General features: G+C 69.4%; 18 protein-coding genes. 11 read left to right on the plus strand and 7 right to left on the minus strand.

Annotation, left to right across the window (positions count from 1 at the left end; translation table 11 throughout):
• Position 1 precedes the first annotated feature (1 nt).
• The gene (gene tpx / locus ACTJIL_RS10205) at positions 2-502 is read left to right on the plus strand and encodes a thiol peroxidase (protein WP_440755404.1); all 501 of its coding nucleotides are present in this window, start codon (positions 2-4) and stop codon (positions 500-502) included.
• 88 nt (positions 503-590) lie between these two features.
• On the opposite strand, the gene ACTJIL_RS10210 is transcribed toward tpx, so the two are convergent.
• On the minus strand, positions 591-1,001 hold the full coding sequence (locus tag ACTJIL_RS10210; RefSeq protein ID WP_440755405.1) for a group III truncated hemoglobin: 411 nt from the start codon (positions 999-1,001) through the stop codon (positions 591-593).
• 167 nt (positions 1,002-1,168) lie between these two features.
• Between ACTJIL_RS10210 and fdxA the strand changes: the two genes are divergently transcribed.
• The 3 genes from fdxA to ACTJIL_RS10225 all read left to right on the plus strand — a co-directional run bounded on the left by fdxA (position 1,169) and on the right by ACTJIL_RS10225 (position 3,808).
• Entirely contained in the window at positions 1,169-1,504 is a 336-nt protein-coding gene (gene fdxA / locus ACTJIL_RS10215) for a ferredoxin FdxA (RefSeq protein ID WP_440755406.1), read from the plus strand.
• An 82-nt stretch (positions 1,505-1,586) separates the two neighbouring features.
• Positions 1,587-3,116: a glycosyltransferase family 39 protein gene (locus tag ACTJIL_RS10220; RefSeq protein WP_440755407.1), complete on the plus strand. Its 1,530-nt coding sequence runs from the start codon at positions 1,587-1,589 to the stop codon at positions 3,114-3,116.
• 80 nt (positions 3,117-3,196) lie between these two features.
• Positions 3,197-3,808 (plus strand): hypothetical protein, encoded by a 612-nt coding sequence (locus tag ACTJIL_RS10225; protein ID WP_440755408.1) that lies wholly within the window; start codon positions 3,197-3,199, stop codon positions 3,806-3,808.
• A gap of 65 nt (positions 3,809-3,873) precedes the next feature.
• Here ACTJIL_RS10225 and gap read toward each other — a convergent pair whose 3' ends face one another.
• Entirely contained in the window at positions 3,874-4,875 is a 1,002-nt protein-coding gene (gene gap, locus ACTJIL_RS10230; RefSeq protein WP_440755409.1) for a type I glyceraldehyde-3-phosphate dehydrogenase, read from the minus strand.
• Positions 4,876-4,981: 106 nt separating this feature from the next.
• On the opposite strand from gap, the gene ACTJIL_RS10235 reads away from it, so the two are divergent.
• Complete coding sequence (locus tag ACTJIL_RS10235; protein WP_440755410.1) at positions 4,982-5,848, plus strand: S1/P1 nuclease; 867 nt, start codon at positions 4,982-4,984, stop codon at positions 5,846-5,848.
• Positions 5,849-6,036: 188 nt separating this feature from the next.
• Here ACTJIL_RS10235 and ACTJIL_RS10240 read toward each other — a convergent pair whose 3' ends face one another.
• Positions 6,037-6,603 (minus strand): beta-lactamase hydrolase domain-containing protein, encoded by a 567-nt coding sequence (locus tag ACTJIL_RS10240; protein ID WP_440755411.1) that lies wholly within the window; start codon positions 6,601-6,603, stop codon positions 6,037-6,039.
• A 119-nt stretch (positions 6,604-6,722) separates the two neighbouring features.
• Between ACTJIL_RS10240 and ACTJIL_RS10245 the strand changes: the two genes are divergently transcribed.
• The 5 genes from ACTJIL_RS10245 to ACTJIL_RS10265 all read left to right on the plus strand — a co-directional run bounded on the left by ACTJIL_RS10245 (position 6,723) and on the right by ACTJIL_RS10265 (position 10,630).
• Positions 6,723-7,592, plus strand: coding sequence for an MBL fold metallo-hydrolase (locus ACTJIL_RS10245; RefSeq protein WP_440755412.1), 870 nt, complete (start codon positions 6,723-6,725; stop codon positions 7,590-7,592).
• Between the two features lie 54 nt (positions 7,593-7,646).
• Positions 7,647-8,231, plus strand: a complete 585-nt coding sequence (locus ACTJIL_RS10250) for a molybdopterin-dependent oxidoreductase (protein ID WP_440755413.1) — start codon at positions 7,647-7,649, stop codon at positions 8,229-8,231.
• Between the two features lie 112 nt (positions 8,232-8,343).
• Entirely contained in the window at positions 8,344-9,126 is a 783-nt protein-coding gene (gene modA / locus ACTJIL_RS10255) for a molybdate ABC transporter substrate-binding protein (RefSeq protein WP_440755414.1), read from the plus strand.
• Between the two features lie 182 nt (positions 9,127-9,308).
• A complete protein-coding gene (gene modB / locus ACTJIL_RS10260; RefSeq protein ID WP_440755415.1) occupies positions 9,309-10,001 on the plus strand; it encodes a molybdate ABC transporter permease subunit in 693 nt (230 codons plus the stop codon).
• The gene (locus ACTJIL_RS10265) at positions 10,001-10,630 is read left to right on the plus strand and encodes an ATP-binding cassette domain-containing protein (RefSeq protein WP_440755416.1); all 630 of its coding nucleotides are present in this window, start codon (positions 10,001-10,003) and stop codon (positions 10,628-10,630) included. The genes modB and ACTJIL_RS10265 overlap by 1 nt, the downstream gene beginning before the upstream one ends.
• 16 nt (positions 10,631-10,646) lie before the next feature.
• On the opposite strand, the gene ACTJIL_RS10270 is transcribed toward ACTJIL_RS10265, so the two are convergent.
• The 3 genes from ACTJIL_RS10270 to ACTJIL_RS10280 are packed head-to-tail and all read right to left on the minus strand — an operon-like array spanning position 10,647 to position 13,153.
• Entirely contained in the window at positions 10,647-11,273 is a 627-nt protein-coding gene (locus ACTJIL_RS10270) for a hypothetical protein (RefSeq protein WP_440755417.1), read from the minus strand.
• A 25-nt stretch (positions 11,274-11,298) separates the two neighbouring features.
• The gene (locus ACTJIL_RS10275) at positions 11,299-12,795 is read right to left on the minus strand and encodes a TonB family protein (RefSeq protein WP_440755418.1); all 1,497 of its coding nucleotides are present in this window, start codon (positions 12,793-12,795) and stop codon (positions 11,299-11,301) included.
• Complete coding sequence (locus tag ACTJIL_RS10280) at positions 12,782-13,153, minus strand: BlaI/MecI/CopY family transcriptional regulator (protein WP_440755419.1); 372 nt, start codon at positions 13,151-13,153, stop codon at positions 12,782-12,784. The genes ACTJIL_RS10275 and ACTJIL_RS10280 overlap by 14 nt, the downstream gene beginning before the upstream one ends.
• Positions 13,154-13,412: 259 nt before the next feature.
• On the opposite strand from ACTJIL_RS10280, the gene ACTJIL_RS10285 reads away from it, so the two are divergent.
• Positions 13,413-15,359, plus strand: a complete 1,947-nt coding sequence (locus ACTJIL_RS10285) for an acetyl-CoA hydrolase/transferase C-terminal domain-containing protein (protein ID WP_440755420.1) — start codon at positions 13,413-13,415, stop codon at positions 15,357-15,359.
• A 107-nt stretch (positions 15,360-15,466) separates the two neighbouring features.
• Here ACTJIL_RS10285 and tkt read toward each other — a convergent pair whose 3' ends face one another.
• A complete protein-coding gene (tkt, locus tag ACTJIL_RS10290; RefSeq protein ID WP_440755421.1) occupies positions 15,467-17,458 on the minus strand; it encodes a transketolase in 1,992 nt (663 codons plus the stop codon).
• Positions 17,459-17,604 lie beyond the last annotated feature (146 nt).

Consider the following 17,604-nt stretch of genomic DNA (forward strand, 5'->3'; position numbering starts at 1 on the left):
CATGTCCCAGGTCACCCTCCACGGCAAGCCCGTCAATGTCGCCGGCCGTTTCCCCGTCGCCGGCGAGCAAGCGCGTCCGTTCACGCTGGTCGGCAAGGACCTGTCGGACGTGGCGCTGGCCTCGTTCTCGGGCAAGCGCAAGCTGCTCAACATCTTTCCCAGCGTGGATACCGGCGTGTGCGCCACCGCGCTGCGCAAGTTCAACGAACTGGCGTCGAAGCCGGACAACGCAGTGGTGCTGGGCATCTCCGCCGACCTGCCGTTCGCGCAGGCGCGCTTCTGCGGCGCCGAGGGCCTGGAGCGCGTGGTGATGCTGTCGACGATGCGCGGGCGCGAATTCCTCGAAGGTTACGGCGTGGCGATCGCCGACGGCCCGCTGGCCGGGCTGGCCGCGCGCGCGGTGGTGGTGCTCGACGCCGACGACCGCGTGGTCCACGCGCAGCTGGTCAACGAGATCGGCGAGGAGCCCGACTACGACGCCGCGCTCGCGGCGCTCGCCTGAACCCGAGCGTCAGGAAGCGTCGGACGCGCGGTCCGACCTGCGGCCAGGCGTCGCTACGCCCCCGGGCAGTTTTGACGACGACCAGCCGTCAGCCGTCGCCCGACGGCACCGCCGGGCCGAATGGCGAATGCGCCTGGCCCGGTTCGGGCAGCCCGAGGCCGTAGCGCAGGCTGCGGCCGATGCGCCCGGCGTACTCGTGCAGCAGTTCGGCGTGTTCGGGCGCCAGCATTTCGTCCGCCGTGGTGCGCCACAGTTCGAGCCACTGCACGAAGTGTTCGGTGGTGATCGGATGCGAGCGGTGCGCGGACATCGGGTTGCCGCGATAGGTACCAGCGCGCAGGACCACCGAAGTCCAGAACGACACCAGCAGCCGCTTGTGCTCGTCCCAGTCGTCGACGGCGGCGTTGAACACTGGCCCAAGCATGGGATGGACCTGGATGCGGTCGTAGAAGCGGTCGACGAGGGCCGCGATCTGGTCGTGGGTGGGTTGCGTGGGCATGGGGGGAAGATGCGGGCTCGGCGCGGATTCGCAAGCGGTTCGCGCGTCCCGGAAGTGCGGCGGGCCACGATTGTCCCCTGCCCCGGCCACGGCGGCCTTGATCCAGGTCAGGGCAGCGCACGATCGCGCGCGCCAGACTGTGCGCCTCCGCCAACGCATCGCGCATCGTGACCCACGTCGTCACCGAGAACTGCATCAACTGCAAGCACACCGACTGCGTCGAAGTGTGCCCGGTCGACTGCTTCCACGAGGGCCCGAACTTCCTCGTCATCGACCCGGAAAGCTGCATCGACTGCACCCTGTGCGTGGCCGAATGCCCGGTGGGCGCGATCTACCCGGAGGACGACGTGCCCGGCGGGCAGGAGCACTTCCTCGCGATCAACGCCGAACTGGCGCCGCTGTGGCCGGTGATCGACCGCAAGAAGCCGGCGCTGCCCGATGCGAGACAGTGGGACGGCGTACCCGACAAGCTCAAGCTGCTGATCCGCTCGGCCACCGGCTGAGCCCGCCGCGGGCACGACTTCCGGCATTCGGAAGCGATGCCGCACGCGCGTAAGCTGGCGCGGGGCATGCGGGGGACAGTTGATGGCGACGCCACATTTCAGGCTCTGGCACGGCGCACTGTCGCGGCCGGCGCTGGGCCCACTGCTCGCGCTTGCGCTGGCCCGCCTGCTGCTGCACCTGTTGACCAACGGCCAGTACGGCTTCCATCGCGACGAGCTGGCGGTGCTCGACGACGCCCACCATCTCGCCTGGGGCTACGTCGCCTACCCGCCGCTGGTGCCGTTCCTCGCCCACGTGTCGATGCAGCTGTTCGGCGATTCGCTGACGGCATTCCGCGCGCCGTCGGCGCTGGCGCAGGCGCTGGCAGTGCTGTTCTCCGGCTTGATCGCGCGCGAACTGGGCGGCCATCGCTTCGCACAGGTGGTGGCGGCGACCGCGGTCGCCTGCGTGCCGTTCTCCATGCTCGCCGGCTCGATGCTGCAGTACACCAGCCCCGATTACCTGTGGTGGGTGCTGGCGGCGTGGATGCTGCTGAAGCTCGCCAACGGCGGTGACCCACGCTGGTGGCTCGGGCTCGGTTTGGTGATCGGGCTGGGGATGATGACCCGCTACACGATGCTGTTCTGCTCGGCCGGCATCGTCGTCGCGGTGCTTGCGACGCCGCTGCGACGGCAACTGACCAATCCATGGTTGTGGGCGGGCGTGGCGCTGTCGCTGCTGGTGTTCGCGCCCAACGCCTGGTGGCAGTGGCGACACGACTTCGTCTATCTCGACTTCGTCCAGCACATCCATGCCCGCGACGTGCGGATCGGGCGCACCGGGGATTTCTTCGGCGGACAGCTGATGCTCGGTGCCGGTCCGCTGCTGGCGTGGCTGTGGCTGATCGGGCTGGCATGGCTCGCCTTCGCCGCATCCGCGCGGCAATGGCGCGTGCTGGCCTGGCTGTACGCGACCGCGCTGCTGCTGTTCTGGCTGGCCAGCGCGCGCGACTATTACCTGGCGCCGGCCTATCCGATGCTGCTGGCGGCGGGCGCGGTGCTGCTGGAACGCGGCATGGCGCGCCTGCGGCCGCGTGGCGTGTTCGTGGCGCGTGGCGTGACCGCGCTGGTGCTGCTCGCCGCACTGGCGACGACCGCGCTGGTGGCGCTGCCGCTGGCGCCGATCGGTTCGCAGGGCTGGCGCATCAGCCGCGAGTTCCACGACAACTTTGCCGAACAGGTGGGTTGGCCCGAGCTCGTCGCGCAGGTCGCCGCGGTCTACCAGGCGCTCCCCGAAGCGGAACGCGCGCGCACCGCCATCTACGCCAACAACTACGGCGAGGCCGGCGCGATCAACCGCTACGGCCCGGCGCACGGATTGCCCAGGGCGATCAGCGGCATCAACTCCTACTGGGCGCGCGGCTACGGTGACCCGCCGCCGACCACGGTGATCGTGCTGGGCGACGACGCCGAAGGCATCGCCGATGTCCCGGCCACCTGCACCCTGGCCGGGCGCGTGCGCATCCCGCACGGCGTGCAGAACGAGGAAAGCGGGCACCCCGACATCTACGTCTGCCGCGACCTGAAGCTCGACTGGGCGAAGGCGTGGCCGCTGATGCGGAGTTTCGGGTGATGCGGGCAAGGGACTTCGTGCGATGGCGTCCCCGCGGAGGGCGCCGGCAGGTGATGGTGGAAACGCAGTGGCACGGCCGCTTGCTGGCGGCGCTGCCGGACGCGATCACGGCGGCCTTCCTCGCCTGGACCTGGGCCGCGCCCATGGACGCGGGCCGCGATGCCGTGCTCGGTGGCATGGCGCTGGTGGGGCTGGAGTTTCCCGCACTGCTGGGGCTCATCGGCCTGTTCGCCGCTGCCCGCTCGCAGAGCCTGCTCCACAAACTGCGTGCGCTGGTGTTGACCGGATTCGGCCTGGTCGCGGCCGTGCTGGTGGCATGGCAACTGCAGCGCAGCGCCTCGAGCCCCTGGGTGCTATTCTCCTTGGCATGGCTGCTCGTCGGCAAGTGGCTGGTGTTCGCCACGGCCCGGCGCGACGGCACGTGGTTTGCCGATGGCCTCAGGCTTGCCGTGCAATGCATCGCGGTGATGCTGATCCTGGTCATCGCGAAGGATTTGCCCGTGCCGCGCTGGGGTTTTGACGAAACAACGGTTCACCAGCTGGCATTGCCCCTGCAGCCCGGCGACCCCGGTGGCCTGCGGATGGCGATCGGGCCTTGGCAGCTGTTCGCAGCCGGGAGCCTGTACTTCGCGTTCAACGCATTCGTCAGCGGCCTGCTGGCGGTTCGCCGGATGGCAGCCGTGCCCACCTGAGTCCGGCGCCAAGAAAAAGCCCCGCGAATGCGGGGCTTTCCTCGATGCGGCGATGCCGTCACGGCCTACTTCGCGATGACGCGCACCATCTCCAGGCACTTGTTCGAATAGCCCCACTCGTTGTCGTACCAGCTCACCAGCTTGACGAAGGTGGAGTCGAGCGCGATGCCGGCCTCGGCGTCGAAGATCGAGGTGCGGGTGTCGCCGCGGAAATCGGTGGCGACCACCTTGTCTTCGGTGTAGCCGAGGATGCCCTTCAGCGCGCCTTCGCTCTGCGCCTTCATCTCGGCCTTGATCTCGTCGTAGCTGGCCGGCTTGTCCAGCTCCACGGTCAGGTCGACCACCGACACGTCGGAGGTCGGCACGCGGAAGCTCATGCCGGTGAGCTTCTTGTTGAGCTCCGGGATCACCACGCCCACGGCCTTGGCCGCACCGGTGCTCGAGGGGATGATGTTCTCGAGGATGCCGCGCCCGCCGCGCCAGTCCTTGTTGGACGGGCCGTCGACGACCTTCTGGCTGGCGGTGGCGGCGTGCACGGTGGTCATCAGGCCGCGCTTGATGCCCCACTTGTCATGCAACACCTTGGCGATCGGCGCCAGGCAGTTGGTGGTGCACGAGGCGTTGGAGATGATCGCCTCGCCCTTGTAGCTCTTGTCGTTGACGCCATAGACGAACATCGGCGTGTCGTCCTTCGACGGCGCCGACAGGATCACCTTCTTCGCGCCGGCGTCGAGGTGCTTCTGCGCGGTTTCCTTGGTCAGGAACAGGCCGGTGGATTCGATCACCACGTCCACGCCCGCCTCGCCCCACTTGAGGTTGGCCGGGTCGCGCTCCTGGGTCAGGCGGATCTTCTTGCCGTTGACGATGATGTTGCCGCCGTCGACCTGCACCTCGCCCTTGAAGCGACCGTGCACGGAGTCGTACTGCAGCATGTAGGCCAGGTAGTCCGGTTCCAGCAGGTCATTGATGGCGACGATCTCGATGTCGTTGCCGAAATTCTCAATGGCCGAACGCAACACGTTGCGCCCGATGCGGCCGAAACCATTGATACCAACCTTGATCGCCATGTCACGCTCCTGCAAGGAAAGACGGGGAAAAGACGGAAAGGGAAAAAGCACGTTATTTTAGCCGTTTCCCGCCCGCGCTTTCAGCCCTGCCGAGCCCCATTCCGCCATGAAAACGATGCCACGCCTGCTTCTCGCCACTTTCCTGCTGCTTTTGGCGCCCGCCGCAATGGGCTGGGCCCAGCTCGGCCACCGCCTGGTCGGCGAACTGGCGCAGCGCCACCTCACGCCCGCGGCCGGGGCGGAAGTCGCGCGGCTGCTGGCCGGCGAGGCCGATCCGACCCTGGCCGGCGTCGCCGCCTGGGCCGACACCCTGCGCGACGAGGACCCGGCGCGGTTCAAGGCCACCTCGAAGTGGCATTACGTCAACACCGCGCCCGGCGCGGACTGCCGCTACGACGCCGCGCGCGACTGCCCGGACGGCAACTGCGTGGTCGGCGCGATCGAAAACCAGCTGGCGATCCTCGCCGACCGCAGCCAGCCGCTGGCCGCGCGCCGCGACGCGCTGAAGTTCGTGGTCCATTTCGTCGGCGACGTGCACCAGCCGCTGCACGCCACCAACCACACCGACGCCGGCGGCAACGGCTACCAGATCAGCCTGCGCACCGACCTGCAGCCCGAAGCCTATGCGCGCAAGCACTATGCCGACGGCGTGATGGGCACCAACCTGCATTCGGTGTGGGACTACTACATCCTCGGCAGCGCCGGCTTCGGCGCCGATCGCAAGGCGGTGACGCCGTACGCCAACCGCCTCGACACCCTGCCCTGGCCCCCGATGACCGAGGCCGGGCGCAGCGCCCCGGAAGCCTGGGCCGGCGAATCCTGCCGCCTGGTCGACGCGCGCGGGCTGTATCCGACCGACACGCACAAGCTCGACAAGGCCTACCTCGACGAATACCGCCCGCTGGCCGAGCAGCGCGTGCGCCAGGCAGCGTACCGGCTGGCGCAGGTGCTCAACGAGGCGCTGGGCGACTGAGGCCGCAGCCAGCGCACACTTGTCGAACCTGCAGGAGCGGCTGTAGGAGCGGCTTCAGCCGCGAGCTTTTCGCGCGGCCGCCCGGTGAATCAGCTGGTGCATCAAAAGCTCGCGGCTGAAGCCGCTTCTATGGAACATCCAGGACATCGCCCGCGTCGAATCGCGGCAGCATCGCAAGGCGCGCGCCGCTACGGATTACCCGATGCCGCCGGCAATCCAAGCACCTCGCGCACCCGCGGCTCGGTGCTGGTCATGCCGCCCTCGCGACCGAGTTCGAGCGCCTGCTCCGGTGTCATGCCGCCCTCGCGCGCCGCGGCGATCGCCAGCAGCGCGCCGGCGCGGTTGCCGGAGGCGCAGTGCACCAGCACCTTGCCGGGGGCGGCGTCGATCGCCTGCCACAGCGTGCGCGCGGCTTCTGGCGTCAGGTCGTGGGCACCGGCGACGGGGATCGGGTGATAGGCCATTCCGGCCGCCCGCACTTCCGCGGCCTCGTCGCGACCAGGGCGTTCGCTGTCCGGGCGCAGGTCGATCACGGTGGTGACGCCATGCCCGGCGATGCCCGCCCACTCGTTGGCGGCGGGCTGGCCGGCGCTGTACACGCGCGGCAGCGGTTGACGGGCGAGGATTGCGGGCGCGGTGGCTTCCGTCGGCGCGGCCGCGGGTATCGCCGCTCCGGGCGGGTCGGCTGCGATCGCGACGGTGGCAAACAGCGGCGCCAGCAGACAGGCGGCCGCGAATGCGATGCGTGGGGTCATGGGGACGTGCTCCTGTGGCCTGCGGGCATGGTAGTCCTCGTGGAGTCGCCATGCCCCACCTTCTGCGTGCATCGCCGGGCTGCGCGATACTGTCGCTCCCCGCACCGCGGAGGCCCGCAATGCGTCCCGCCGTCCTTCCGTTCCGCCACGCCGGCACCGGCACCTGGAGCTACCTCGTGCTCGACCCGGACAGTGGCGAGGCCGCGCTGGTCGATCCGGTGCTCGATTACGACGCCGCGTCCGGGCGCACCGCCACGTCGTCGGCGCAGGCGCTGGTGGATGCGGTGCGCGAACGCTGCGCGAACGTGCGCTGGTTGCTGGAAACCCACGCCCACGCCGACCATCTTTCGGCCTCGCACTGGCTCAAGACGCGGCATTTCCCCGATGCGGTGCTGGCCATCGGCGCCGGCATCCGCACCGTGCAGCAAACCTTCCGCCCGGTCTTCAATCTCGGCGACCGCTTCCCGGTTGACGGCTCGCAGTTCGACCACCTGTTCGCCGACGACGAAGCATTCGCCATCGGCGGCATCACCGCGCGCGTGATTGCGGTGCCCGGGCACACCAGCGACAGCGTCGCGTATCTCATCGGCGACGCGCTGTTCACCGGCGACTCGCTGTTCATGCCCGACGGCGGCACCGCGCGCTGCGACTTCCCCGGCGGCAGTGCGCCCGTGCTCTACCGCTCGATCCGCCGCCTGTACGACACGCTGCCCGACGACACCCGCGTCTTCGTCTGCCACGACTACGGCCCTGGCGGCCGCGAACCGGCCTGCGAGACCACGATCGGCGAACAGAAGCGCGCCAACATCCACGTCCGCGACGACACACACGAGGACGAATACGTGCGCCTGCGTCAGGCGCGCGACGCGACCCTGGCGATGCCGGCGCTGATCATCCCCTCGGTGCAGGCCAACATCCGCGCCGGCGCGCTGCCGGAAGCGGAGGACAATGGCGTGCGCTATTTCAAGGTGCCGCTGGATACCCTGTAGGCGCGCCCCTTGGCGCGACTGTTTTCGGCAGCGCTCCTGCATGCAAACCCCTGGATGGCCATGCCAAGACATTCGATCGCAATCGTCATCGCCCTGACGCTCTCCGCGTGCGCGGCGACCGGCCCGGCACGCACGCAACTGCCCGCGCCCGCGCCGGATGCGACAACGGCGCCAGAGCCGGACCGCGCGCCACCCGCGCACGACCCGCGCCTGCACGCCGCGCCTCCGCAGGCACCGGCGCTGCCCTCGCCGGTGGTGGTGCCGATCGATGCGGCGACACTGGCCGCGCTGCCGCGCGAAGCGGTCACCGCCAGCGCGCACGACCATATCCTGCATTGCGAAGGCGTCGCGCTGGCCGCGCTGCTGCAGGCCACCGGCGCGATGCCGGCGGAGCCGCTGCGCGGTGCGCACCTGGGGCGCTACGTGCAGGTCGACGGCCGCGACGGCTATCGCGCGCTGTTTGCGCTGTCGGAGTTCGATCCCACGCTCGGCAACCGCGCCGCATTCCTCGTCGATCGCTGCGATGGCAAGGCGCTGGCCCATGACGATGGCCCGCTGCGCCTGGTCGTGCCCGGCGAAGCGCGGCCGGCGCGCTGGGTGCGGCAGGTGGAGGCGATCACGGTGATCGTGGCGCCGTGATGTGGCGCGGTGACCCAACAGCTCGCGAATGCCCACCGAGTTCTGATGCCCGCCGATAACGGCAACCTCCTGCACTTTTGCCCTCATTGCACCAAGCCCCTCCGGATTCCAGATGACCCGCTCCCTCGCACGCCGCATCCTCGCCGCCTGCCTCGCCGTCGCCGGCCTTGCCGTGCTCGCGCCGGCGCAGGCGGCCGATCCGCTCACCGTGTTCGCCGCCGCCAGCCTCAAGGAATCGATGGACGAGGCCGCACTCGCCTTCCAGCGCGAAACCGGGCAGGCGGTGCGCGTGTCCTACGCCGGCAGTTCGGCGCTGGCGCGGCAGATCGAACAGGGCGCGCCCGCGGACGTGTTCGTGTCCGCCGACCTGGACTGGATGGACGAGCTGCAATCGAAAGGGCTGATCGACACCGCCACGCGCAGTGCGCTGCTCGGCAACACGCTGGTGCTGGTGGCGCCGAAGGACAGCGCGGCGCAGGGGATGCCACTCAAGGCGGGCACCGACCTGCTGCCGTTGCTCGGCGAGCGTGGCCGGATCGCGCTGGCCCTGGTCGACAGCGTGCCGGCCGGCAAGTACGCGAAGGCGGCGTTCACCTCGCTGGGCATGTGGGACGCGCTGCAATCGCGCACGGCCGAATCGGAGAACGTCCGCGCCGCACTGCTGCTCGTCGCGCGCGGTGAAACCCCGCTCGGCGTGGTCTACGGCAGCGATGCACGGGCCGAACCGCGGGTGCGGGTGCTGGCGACGTTTCCGGAGGGGTCGCACCCGCCGATCGTGTATCCGGTGGCGAAGGTGAAGGCGAGCCGGCACCCGCAGGCGGCGGCATTCGTCCAGTGGCTGCACCGGCCAGCTGCGGCGGCGATCTTCCGCAAGCACGGCTTCAGCGTGCGCTGAGCCGCGGGTGCATCCGCCTCTTTCCCTTAGTGGAAGCAATCCACGCGTGGGAGCGGCCATGGCCGCACCCACAAAAGCCATACAAGTCACAAGGTCATGACCGCTACAGCGATCATCAGGAACGGGCCATGCCGATCCCGGCGTCATGGCACCCTAGCGCCCTCCACCCGCATCGACCCCGCATGCTCGACTTCACACCCGCCGAACTGACCGCCATCGCGCTGAGCCTGAAGGTCGCCACCGTGGCGGCGCTGGCCAGCCTGCCGCTGGGCATCGCCACCGGCTGGCTGCTGGCGCGCAAGCGCTTCTTCGGCAAGGCGCTGGTCGATGCGCTGGTGCACCTGCCGCTGGTGCTGCCGCCGGTGGTGGTGGGCTACGTGCTGCTGGTGGCGCTGGGCAACCACGGGGTGGTCGGCGGCTTCCTGATGCAGCATTTCGGCATCGGCGTCGCGTTCCGCTGGACCGGCGCGGCGCTGGCCAGCGCGGTGATGGGCTTCCCGCTGATGGTGCGCACGATCCGGCTGTCGATCGAGTCCGCCGACCGCCGCCTCGAACAGGCCGCGGCCACGCTCGGTGCAACCCCTTGGCGCGTCTTCCGCAGCGTGACGCTGCCGCTGGCGTGGCCGGGCATCGTCGCCGGCGCGGTGCTGGCGTTCGCCAAGGCGCTGGGCGAGTTCGGGGCGACGATCACCTTCGTCTCCGCCATCCCCGGCGAAACGCAGACGATCTCGTCGGCGATCTACGGCCTGCTGCAGGTGCCCGGCGGCGACGCCGGCATCTGGCGGCTGGCGCTGGTGGCCGTCGGCATTTCGCTATTGGCGCTGCTGGCATCCGAATGGCTGGTGCGTCGCCAGCGCGGCGGCGAGACGCGCTGATGCTCGCGCTCGACATCGTGCTCGAACGCGGCCCGCGCGATGGCGGCGGATTCCGTCGCCACGTCCGCATCGAAGACAGCGCGCGGGTGATCGCCCTCGCCGGCCATTCCGGCGCCGGCAAGACCTCGGTGCTGCATGCGATCGCCGGCTTGGTGACGCCGCGCGAGGGCCGGATCGAGGTCGACGGACGCTGCCTGTTCGACGCTGCCGCGCGCATCGATGTCCCGGTGCACGAGCGCCACGTCGGCTACGTGTTCCAGGACGCGCGGCTGTTCCCGCACCTGACCGTGCGCGGCAACCTGCGCTACGGGCGCCGTACCAGTGGATCCACCCGATTCGCGTTCGACGACGTGGTCGCCCTGCTCGGCATCGGCGCGCTGCTCGCACGCCGCACCGCCAACCTCTCCGGCGGCGAGGCGCAGCGCGTCGCGATCGGCCGCGCGCTACTGTCGCAGCCGCGCATCCTGCTGCTCGACGAACCCCTGTCGAACCTCGACAAGGCGCGCCGCGAAGAGTTGATTCCCTACCTGCAGCGCGTGCGCGACGAAACCGCGCTGCCGATCGTCTACGTGAGCCATTCGGCCGACGAGGTGGAGCGGCTGACGGCAGCGGTGCACGTGCTGGATTGATCGCTGCGCGAGCGACTCAATGCGCCGCAGGATCCGGTGATGCGGCGTCGGGTTGCAGCTTGCGCGCAACCCCGACCTGCTTCCTGCCATTGCGGATACTGAAAGTGAAGGCGTAATCGAGCCGCACCGGCACCCGTCGCACGGCGACTTCCGGGCCGGTGCAATCGCCGCGCTCGCGTTTCTCCACCAGCTGCGGCGGGAATTCGCAGATCATCGCCGGCGTGAACTCCCAGCGCCGCAGCGCTTCGGCCACCGACTGCGCATAGGCCTGTGCGCGCGGTTCCGTGCCGGACACGCATTCCGGCGCACCATCGAACGGCACGACCCGGGTGACGTCGCCGTCCGCGGACAACCAGATCTCCGCGCAGACCACGAGCTCCACCGGCTCGCTTGCGTCGACAACGACCGGGAACGCCGGCTCCGGCGCAGCCAGCGTCGCCGGCATCACGAACACTTGCGTCGGCGCGAGTTCGTGGCGCGCGCCTGCCTCCGGCAACAGCATGCGGTGGTCGACGCTGACGCTGCGGGTAGCGCAGCCTGCGGCTGCAATGGACAACGTCACCATTGCCAGCATCCCGATGTACCGGCCCGTGGGCGCCTGCCGCGGCACGGCGCCCTGCGCGGCCGCGACGCGTTTCGCCATCGGCCGCACCGCTCCGATCCACCGATCAGGCATTGCCACCGGGGGCGCCGGCCTTGTCGCCTTCGTCGCGGTCCATCGCGAAATTCACCGGCACGCGCACGCGGCCGGCAACCGGCTTGCCGTTCTCCACGGCCGGCTTGAACTTCCAGCTCTTCACCGCATCCAGCGACACCTGGTCGAACACGCCGGCCGGCTCGGACTTCTCGACCCGTGCATCCGTGACGCTACCGTCGGCGGCAACATCGACGATCAGCACGACCTTGCCCGTGATCCTGTTGGCTGCGGCATCGGCCGGATACTTCGGCGGCGCCAACAGGTTGGCCGCGACATCCGCCTGCGGCGGCGCCTTGTCGCCGCCCGTCTCCGGACGCGCAACGAACCTCACGCCCGCCGGCTCGAACACCGCTTCGAGCCCGGCTTCGTCTCCCAGCATCTGCATCACGACCTGGATCTCCATCCGGTTGAACTGCAGCGACACCGGCTTTTCGGGCAGAATCTGCGGATTGAGCACCCGGATGCCGGCCAGTTTCGCGGCTTCGATCGCGACCTCGCGCATCGGCTGGCTGTCGGCAACCAGATCGATGGTCGCTTCAGGGGACGCAGCGGCAGCTGCGCTGTTGCCGGTCGCAACCATGGTCGCCGGGCGTGCGGCCCAGGTGGCGTAGGCGGCACCCGACACGACAGCGGCTGCCACGACGAGGCCAACGAGCACGCGACGCGTGCCGGGAACGGGACGCTTGAGCATGGCGATTCTCTCCTTGAGGGGATGGCTGCCGAACCAGTGGCAGGCCAGGGGCGCCGGCATCGCCGACAGCTGGGTTTTCACCATCGCCTCGCCATAGACACGGCGTGCATGGGGATGGCGGGTAACGACGGTTTCGTCGCAGGCCAGCTCCTGGTCACGGCGGAAGCGGTCGGCGGCGATCCACGCCAGCGGGTTGAACCAGTACACGCAGCGCAGCGCCGCCAGCAGGGCATTGCCGAGCACGTCGCGGCGCGCGATGTGAATGCGTTCGTGGGCGAGGATGAGTTCACGTTCGCCGACGCTGTAACGGACCTCGAAATCGGCCGGCAGCACGATCCTGGCGCGCAGCCCGATCACCGCTGGCAAGCCGGCGCTGCGTTCGGCGCGCAGGTGTCCGTCGGCGCCGTCACGCACGATGCCCAGGCTACGGTGGAAACGTCGCTGCAACACGACCTGCCACAGCGCGAACGCAATCGCGCCGGCAAGCCAGGCCACCAGCAACCACGCAGCGGATCCTGCAACGGGCGCCAACGGCGCGCTTCCCACGACGGTGCCAGCACCCACTGCGGCGACGGCTTCCGGAGCCACCACCCGCACCACCCGCGCCGGCAGCGACGCGGCCAGCACCGCCAGCGGCAGCAGCAACCACAGCAGGTAGGCCGCGTTGGCGCCAAACGCCGCGCGCAATGGCCGGCGCAGCAACAGCACCAGCACGATCGCGGCGCTGCTGGCGCAGGTGCTTTCCAGCAGCCAGCGGAACAGGTCAGCGGGCGTCATCGTCGATCTCCTCCAGCAGCCGCCGCAGTTCGGCGACATCGGCATCGCTCAGCCGGCCACGCTCGCTGAAATGCGCGACCAGCGGCGCCACGCGCCCCCCGAACAGCCGCTGCAGAAGGCCCTCGCTCTGCTGCGCCACCCAGGCTTCGCGCGCCAGCACCGGCGAGTAGAGGTAGCGGCGACCCTCCCGGGTCGCCTCGATCGCGCCTTTGTTGAGCAGCCGGTTGAGCAGGGTCTTCACCGTCGGCTCGGCCCAGTCGGTGCTGGACGCGAGCGCGGCCACGACCTCGTCGGCGCCGCGCGGATGGCGCTCCCACAACACCTGCATGACCTGGGCTTCTGCTTCGCTGATCGGCATTGTGTTTACACCTGTAATTTTTATCGATTACAGATGTAAATTTGGCAGATGTCAAGGGGGAGGAGCGGAAACAGGGAATGGCGCCAGTAGGAACGATGGTCCGTGACACCCGTGGCTGCCATCCCGAGCAGCGAGGGATCCGGGCCTCCCCGTCAGCTGCAGAAAGATCCTTCCCCCCGCCTGCGCGGGGGGCGGGATGACAGAAAACGGCCGTGCCGCGACTCCCCTGCCTTAACACCCCGCTCCGTACCCTGCCGCGATGACCGAATTCCTCGATTCGCTGGACCTCGCCGTCGACCGCATGCTCGCGCGGATTCCCGGACCGCTGGCCGTCGGCGCCCCGCTCGGCATCGGCAAGCCGCACCGGCTGCTCAACGCGCTGTACGGACGCGTCGAACGCGACCCGTCGCGCGCGATGGCGCTTTACACCGCGCTGTCGCTGGATCCGCCCGCTCCCGGCAAGGGGCTGGAAGGCCGCTTCGTTCGCCCGTTCGTGGCACGCCATTTCGGCGAGGACTTCCCGCGGCTGGATTACGTCGCCGCGCAGAAGCGCGATGCGCTGCCGGCCAACATCACGGTCGAGGAGTTCTACCTGCAGTCCGGCGCGCTGCTGGGTTCGTCGCAGGCGCAGCGCCATTACGCGAGCCTCGACTACACCCACGTCGCGCGCGCACTGGTCGACCGCGGCCTCAACTGCATCGTGCAGAAGGTCGCCGCGAATGCCGAGGGCACGCAGCTTTCACTGTCGTCGAATACCGACCTGACCTTCGACGCACTCGCCGCCCTCGCCGCGGCCGGCGCGCCGCGCCCGCTGCTGGTGGCCGAGATCGACCCGCTGCTGCCGTGGCTCGGCGGGCCCGCGGCGGTACCGCTCGACTTCTTCGACATCGTGGTCGCGCCACCGGCGCCGTACCCGAAGCTGTTCGCGCTGCCGCGGCAGCCGGTTGGCGACGCCGACCACGCCATCGGCCTGTACGCCAGCGCCCTCGTGCGCGACGGCGGCACCCTACAGGTCGGCATCGGCGCGCTGTCGGATGCGCTGTGCCATGCACTCGTGTTGCGCCACACCGACAACGCCGGCTACCGGCGCGTGCTCCACGCGCTGGATCCCGAGCTCGAACGCCATCCCGCCGTGGTCGCCAGCGGCGGCCTGGGGCCATTCGAGCAGGGCCTGTACGGCTGCAGCGAGATGATCAACGAGGGCTTCAAGCTGCTGGTCGAGCGCGGCGTGATGCGGCGCAAGGTGGTCGACAAACTGCCGCTGATGCAGCGCGTGAACGACGGCAGCGCCAGCGAGCTGGACCGCGAACTGCTCGACCGCGACGGCGAGTTCCTGCACGGCGCGTTCTATCTCGGCTCGCAGGCGTTCTACGACTGGTTGCGCGACCTCGACGACGGCACCCGCCGCGGCATCGGCATGCGCCCGGTCAGCGAAGTCAACGAACTGTACGGCGGCAACGAGATGCTTGAGCGCGCGCAGCGACGGGAGTCGCGCTTCTTCAACACCTGCATGATGGCCACCGCACTTGGCGCGGCGGTGTCCGATGGCCTGGAAGACGGACGCGTGGTCTCCGGCGTCGGCGGCCAGTACAACTTCGTGGCGATGGCGCACGCCCTGCCCGACGCGCGTTCGGTGCTGCTGCTGCGCGCCACCCGCGATGCCGGCGGCAAGGTGCAGTCCAACATCCGCTGGAACTACGGCCACTGCACGATCCCGCGCCACCTGCGCGACATCTACATCGACGAATACGGCATCGCCGACCTGCGCGGCAGAAACGACGAGGACTGCGTGATCGCGATGGCCGGCATCACCGAAGCGCGTTTCCAGCGCGGGCTGCTCGACACCGCGAAGCGCGACCGCAAGCTGCGCGCCGATTTCGCGATTCCGCCGGCATGGTTGCGCAATACGCCGGAACACCTGCACGAGGCGCTGGCGCCGTTCCGCAGCGACGGCACGCTGCCGGATTACCCGCTGGGCAGCGACTTCACCGAAGTCGAGCAACGCCTGCTCGAGGCACTGGGCTGGCTGAAGGCCCGCACCGGCAGCGCCGGTGGGAAGGCGCGCACGATTGCTGCTGCGCTGCTATCGAGCAGCACACGCGATGACGAGGCGATCGCGCGGATGGGGCTCACTGCGCCGAAGGGCGTCGGTGAGTGGCTGGAGGCGAAATTGCTGCGCCATGCGCTGGCAAGAACAAAGCTGTAGGCCGGGCTACCGCGACGCGGCACGTGGCGGACCCGTAGGAGCGGCGGAAGCCGCGATAGCTTTACCGGAAAAGCTTCGCGGCTTCCGCCGCTCCTACGGAACCTGATTCAGCGCAGGGCGTTCGCAACCTCGACCACGCGCTCGACCGTGAAGCCGAAGTGCGGCATCAGCGCTTCGATCGGGGCGCTGGCGCCGAACGTGTCGATGCCGACCACGGCGCCGTCGAGGCCGACGTACTTGCGCCAGAAATCGGTGACCCCGGCTTCGATGGCCACCCGCCTGCGGCAGGCGTCGGGCAGCACGGATTCGCGGTACGCCGCCGACTGGCGGTCGAACACGTCGGTGCTGGGCATCGACACCACGCGCACCTTGTCGCCCAGCTGCGCGGCGGCCTGCATCGCAAGATCGACCTCCGAGCCGGTAGCGACCAGGATCAGCTCCGGCGCACCGTTGCTGTCCTTGAGCACGTAGCCACCACGCGCGATGTCCGCCACCTGCGCCTGGTTGCGCGGCTGGTGGACGAGGTTCTGGCGCGAGAACACCAGGCAGCTCGGGCCGTCGCGGCGCTCGATCGCCGCGCGCCACGAGACCGCCGACTCCACTGCGTCGCACGGGCGCCAGACGTCGTTGTTCGGGATGTAGCGCAGGCTCGCCATGTGTTCGATCGGCTGGTGGGTGGGGCCGTCTTCGCCAAGACCGATCGAATCGTGGGTGTAGACGTGGATCGCGTGCGCGCCCATCAGCGCGCTCATCCGCACGGCGTTGCGCGCGTAGTCGCTGAACACGAGGAACGTGGCGTCGTAGGGAATGAAGCCGCCATGCACGGCAAGGCCGTTGCTGATCGCGGTCATCGCGAATTCGCGCACGCCGAAGTAGATGTAGTTTGCGCTGGAATCATCGGTGGCCACCGACTTGCTGCCGCTCCACAACGTCAGGTTGGAGCCGGCCAGGTCGGCCGAGCCGCCGATCAGTTCGGGCAGGTGCGGCGCGAACGCCTCGATCGCCATCTGCGAGGCCTTGCGCGAGGCCACGACCTTGCCATCGGCCTGCAGCTTGGCGATGTAGGCATCGGCCGTGGCGGCGAAGTCTTCGGGCAGTTCGGCGTGCGAACGGCGCACCAGTTCCTCGGCCAGCTGCGGATGGCGCGCGGCGTACTGGTCGAACATCCGGTTCCACTGTTCCTCGCGCACCAGGCCGGCGTTGCCGGCACGCCAGCCGTCGCGGATGTGCTGCGGTATCTCGAACGGGCCGTAGTCCCAGCCCAGCGCCTTGCGCGTGGCGTCCACTTCGTCTTTGCCCAGCGCGGCGCCGTGCGAGGACTCCTTGCCGGCCTTGTTCGGCGAACCGAAGCCGATCGTGGTGCGGCAGCAGATCAGCACCGGCTTGTCGTCGTGCGCCATCGCCTGTTCGATCGCGGCCTTGACCGCGTCGGCATCGTGGCCGTCAACGTCGCGAACCACGCGCCAGCCGTAGGCCTCGAAGCGTGCCGGGGTGTCGTCGGTGAACCAGCCCTCGACCTCTCCATCGATCGAGATGTGGTTGTCGTCCCAGAACGCGACCAGCTTGCCCAGGCCCAGCGTGCCAGCCAGCGAGGCGGCCTCGTGCGAGATGCCTTCCATCATGCAGCCGTCGCCCATGAACACCCAGGTGCGGTGGTCGACCACGGCGAACTCGGGGCGGTTGAAGCGCTGCGCCAGCACCTTCTCCGCCAGCGCCATGCCCACCGCGTTGGCGAAGCCCTGGCCGAGCGGGCCGGTGGTGGTCTCCACGCCCGGGGTCATGAAGTTCTCGGGGTGGCCCGGGGTCCGCGATTCCAGCTGGCGGAACTGCTTGATCTGCTCGATCGGCAGGTCGTAGCCGGACAGGTGCAGCAGCGCGTACTGCAGCATCGAGCCGTGGCCGTTGGAGAGCACGAAGCGGTCGCGGTTGAACCACTTCGGATTGTTGGGGTTGTGGCCCAGGTAATCGTTCCAGAGCACCTCGGCGATGTCGGCCATGCCCATCGGCATGCCCGGATGGCCGGAATTGGCCGCCTGCACGGCGTCGATGGCGAGGAAACGGATGGCGTTGGCGAGGTCGCGGCGGCTGGGCGTCGTCATGGGCGGCTGGTCACGGGGCGGCACCCGGCAAATCGCGGGCGCCGTATTGTCCCACGGCGTCCGTCGGGGGGCCAAAAGAGACTTCTCGCCCACTCCACGGCACAGCATCTCGCCGTTGGACGGCGGGACGCCGGGCGCGGGTGCCC

The organism is Luteimonas sp. 22616 (assembly GCF_052044325.1).
Taxonomy (GTDB): domain Bacteria; phylum Pseudomonadota; class Gammaproteobacteria; order Xanthomonadales; family Xanthomonadaceae; genus Luteimonas.

Excerpts from the sequence above, each read along its gene's own strand:
- ACTJIL_RS10285 (WP_440755420.1), top strand. The coding sequence starts at position 13,413 with ATGACCGAATTCCTCGATTCGCTGGACCTCGCCGTCGACCGCATGCTC.
- ACTJIL_RS10245 (WP_440755412.1), top strand. The coding sequence starts at position 6,723 with ATGCGTCCCGCCGTCCTTCCGTTCCGCCACGCCGGCACCGGCACCTGG.
- modA (WP_440755414.1), top strand. The coding sequence starts at position 8,344 with ATGACCCGCTCCCTCGCACGCCGCATCCTCGCCGCCTGCCTCGCCGTC.
- tpx (WP_440755404.1), top strand. The coding sequence starts at position 2 with ATGTCCCAGGTCACCCTCCACGGCAAGCCCGTCAATGTCGCCGGCCGT.
- ACTJIL_RS10270 (WP_440755417.1), bottom strand. The coding sequence starts at position 11,273 with ATGGCGAAACGCGTCGCGGCCGCGCAGGGCGCCGTGCCGCGGCAGGCG.
- ACTJIL_RS10275 (WP_440755418.1), bottom strand. The coding sequence starts at position 12,795 with ATGACGCCCGCTGACCTGTTCCGCTGGCTGCTGGAAAGCACCTGCGCC.
- ACTJIL_RS10235 (WP_440755410.1), top strand. The coding sequence starts at position 4,982 with ATGAAAACGATGCCACGCCTGCTTCTCGCCACTTTCCTGCTGCTTTTG.
- ACTJIL_RS10280 (WP_440755419.1), bottom strand. The coding sequence starts at position 13,153 with ATGCCGATCAGCGAAGCAGAAGCCCAGGTCATGCAGGTGTTGTGGGAG.
- modB (WP_440755415.1), top strand. The coding sequence starts at position 9,309 with ATGCTCGACTTCACACCCGCCGAACTGACCGCCATCGCGCTGAGCCTG.
- ACTJIL_RS10240 (WP_440755411.1), bottom strand. The coding sequence starts at position 6,603 with ATGACCCCACGCATCGCATTCGCGGCCGCCTGTCTGCTGGCGCCGCTG.
- ACTJIL_RS10265 (WP_440755416.1), top strand. The coding sequence starts at position 10,001 with ATGCTCGCGCTCGACATCGTGCTCGAACGCGGCCCGCGCGATGGCGGC.
- ACTJIL_RS10250 (WP_440755413.1), top strand. The coding sequence starts at position 7,647 with ATGGCCATGCCAAGACATTCGATCGCAATCGTCATCGCCCTGACGCTC.
- ACTJIL_RS10220 (WP_440755407.1), top strand. The coding sequence starts at position 1,587 with ATGGCGACGCCACATTTCAGGCTCTGGCACGGCGCACTGTCGCGGCCG.
- gap (WP_440755409.1), bottom strand. The coding sequence starts at position 4,875 with ATGGCGATCAAGGTTGGTATCAATGGTTTCGGCCGCATCGGGCGCAAC.
- tkt (WP_440755421.1), bottom strand. The coding sequence starts at position 17,458 with ATGACGACGCCCAGCCGCCGCGACCTCGCCAACGCCATCCGTTTCCTC.
- ACTJIL_RS10210 (WP_440755405.1), bottom strand. The coding sequence starts at position 1,001 with ATGCCCACGCAACCCACCCACGACCAGATCGCGGCCCTCGTCGACCGC.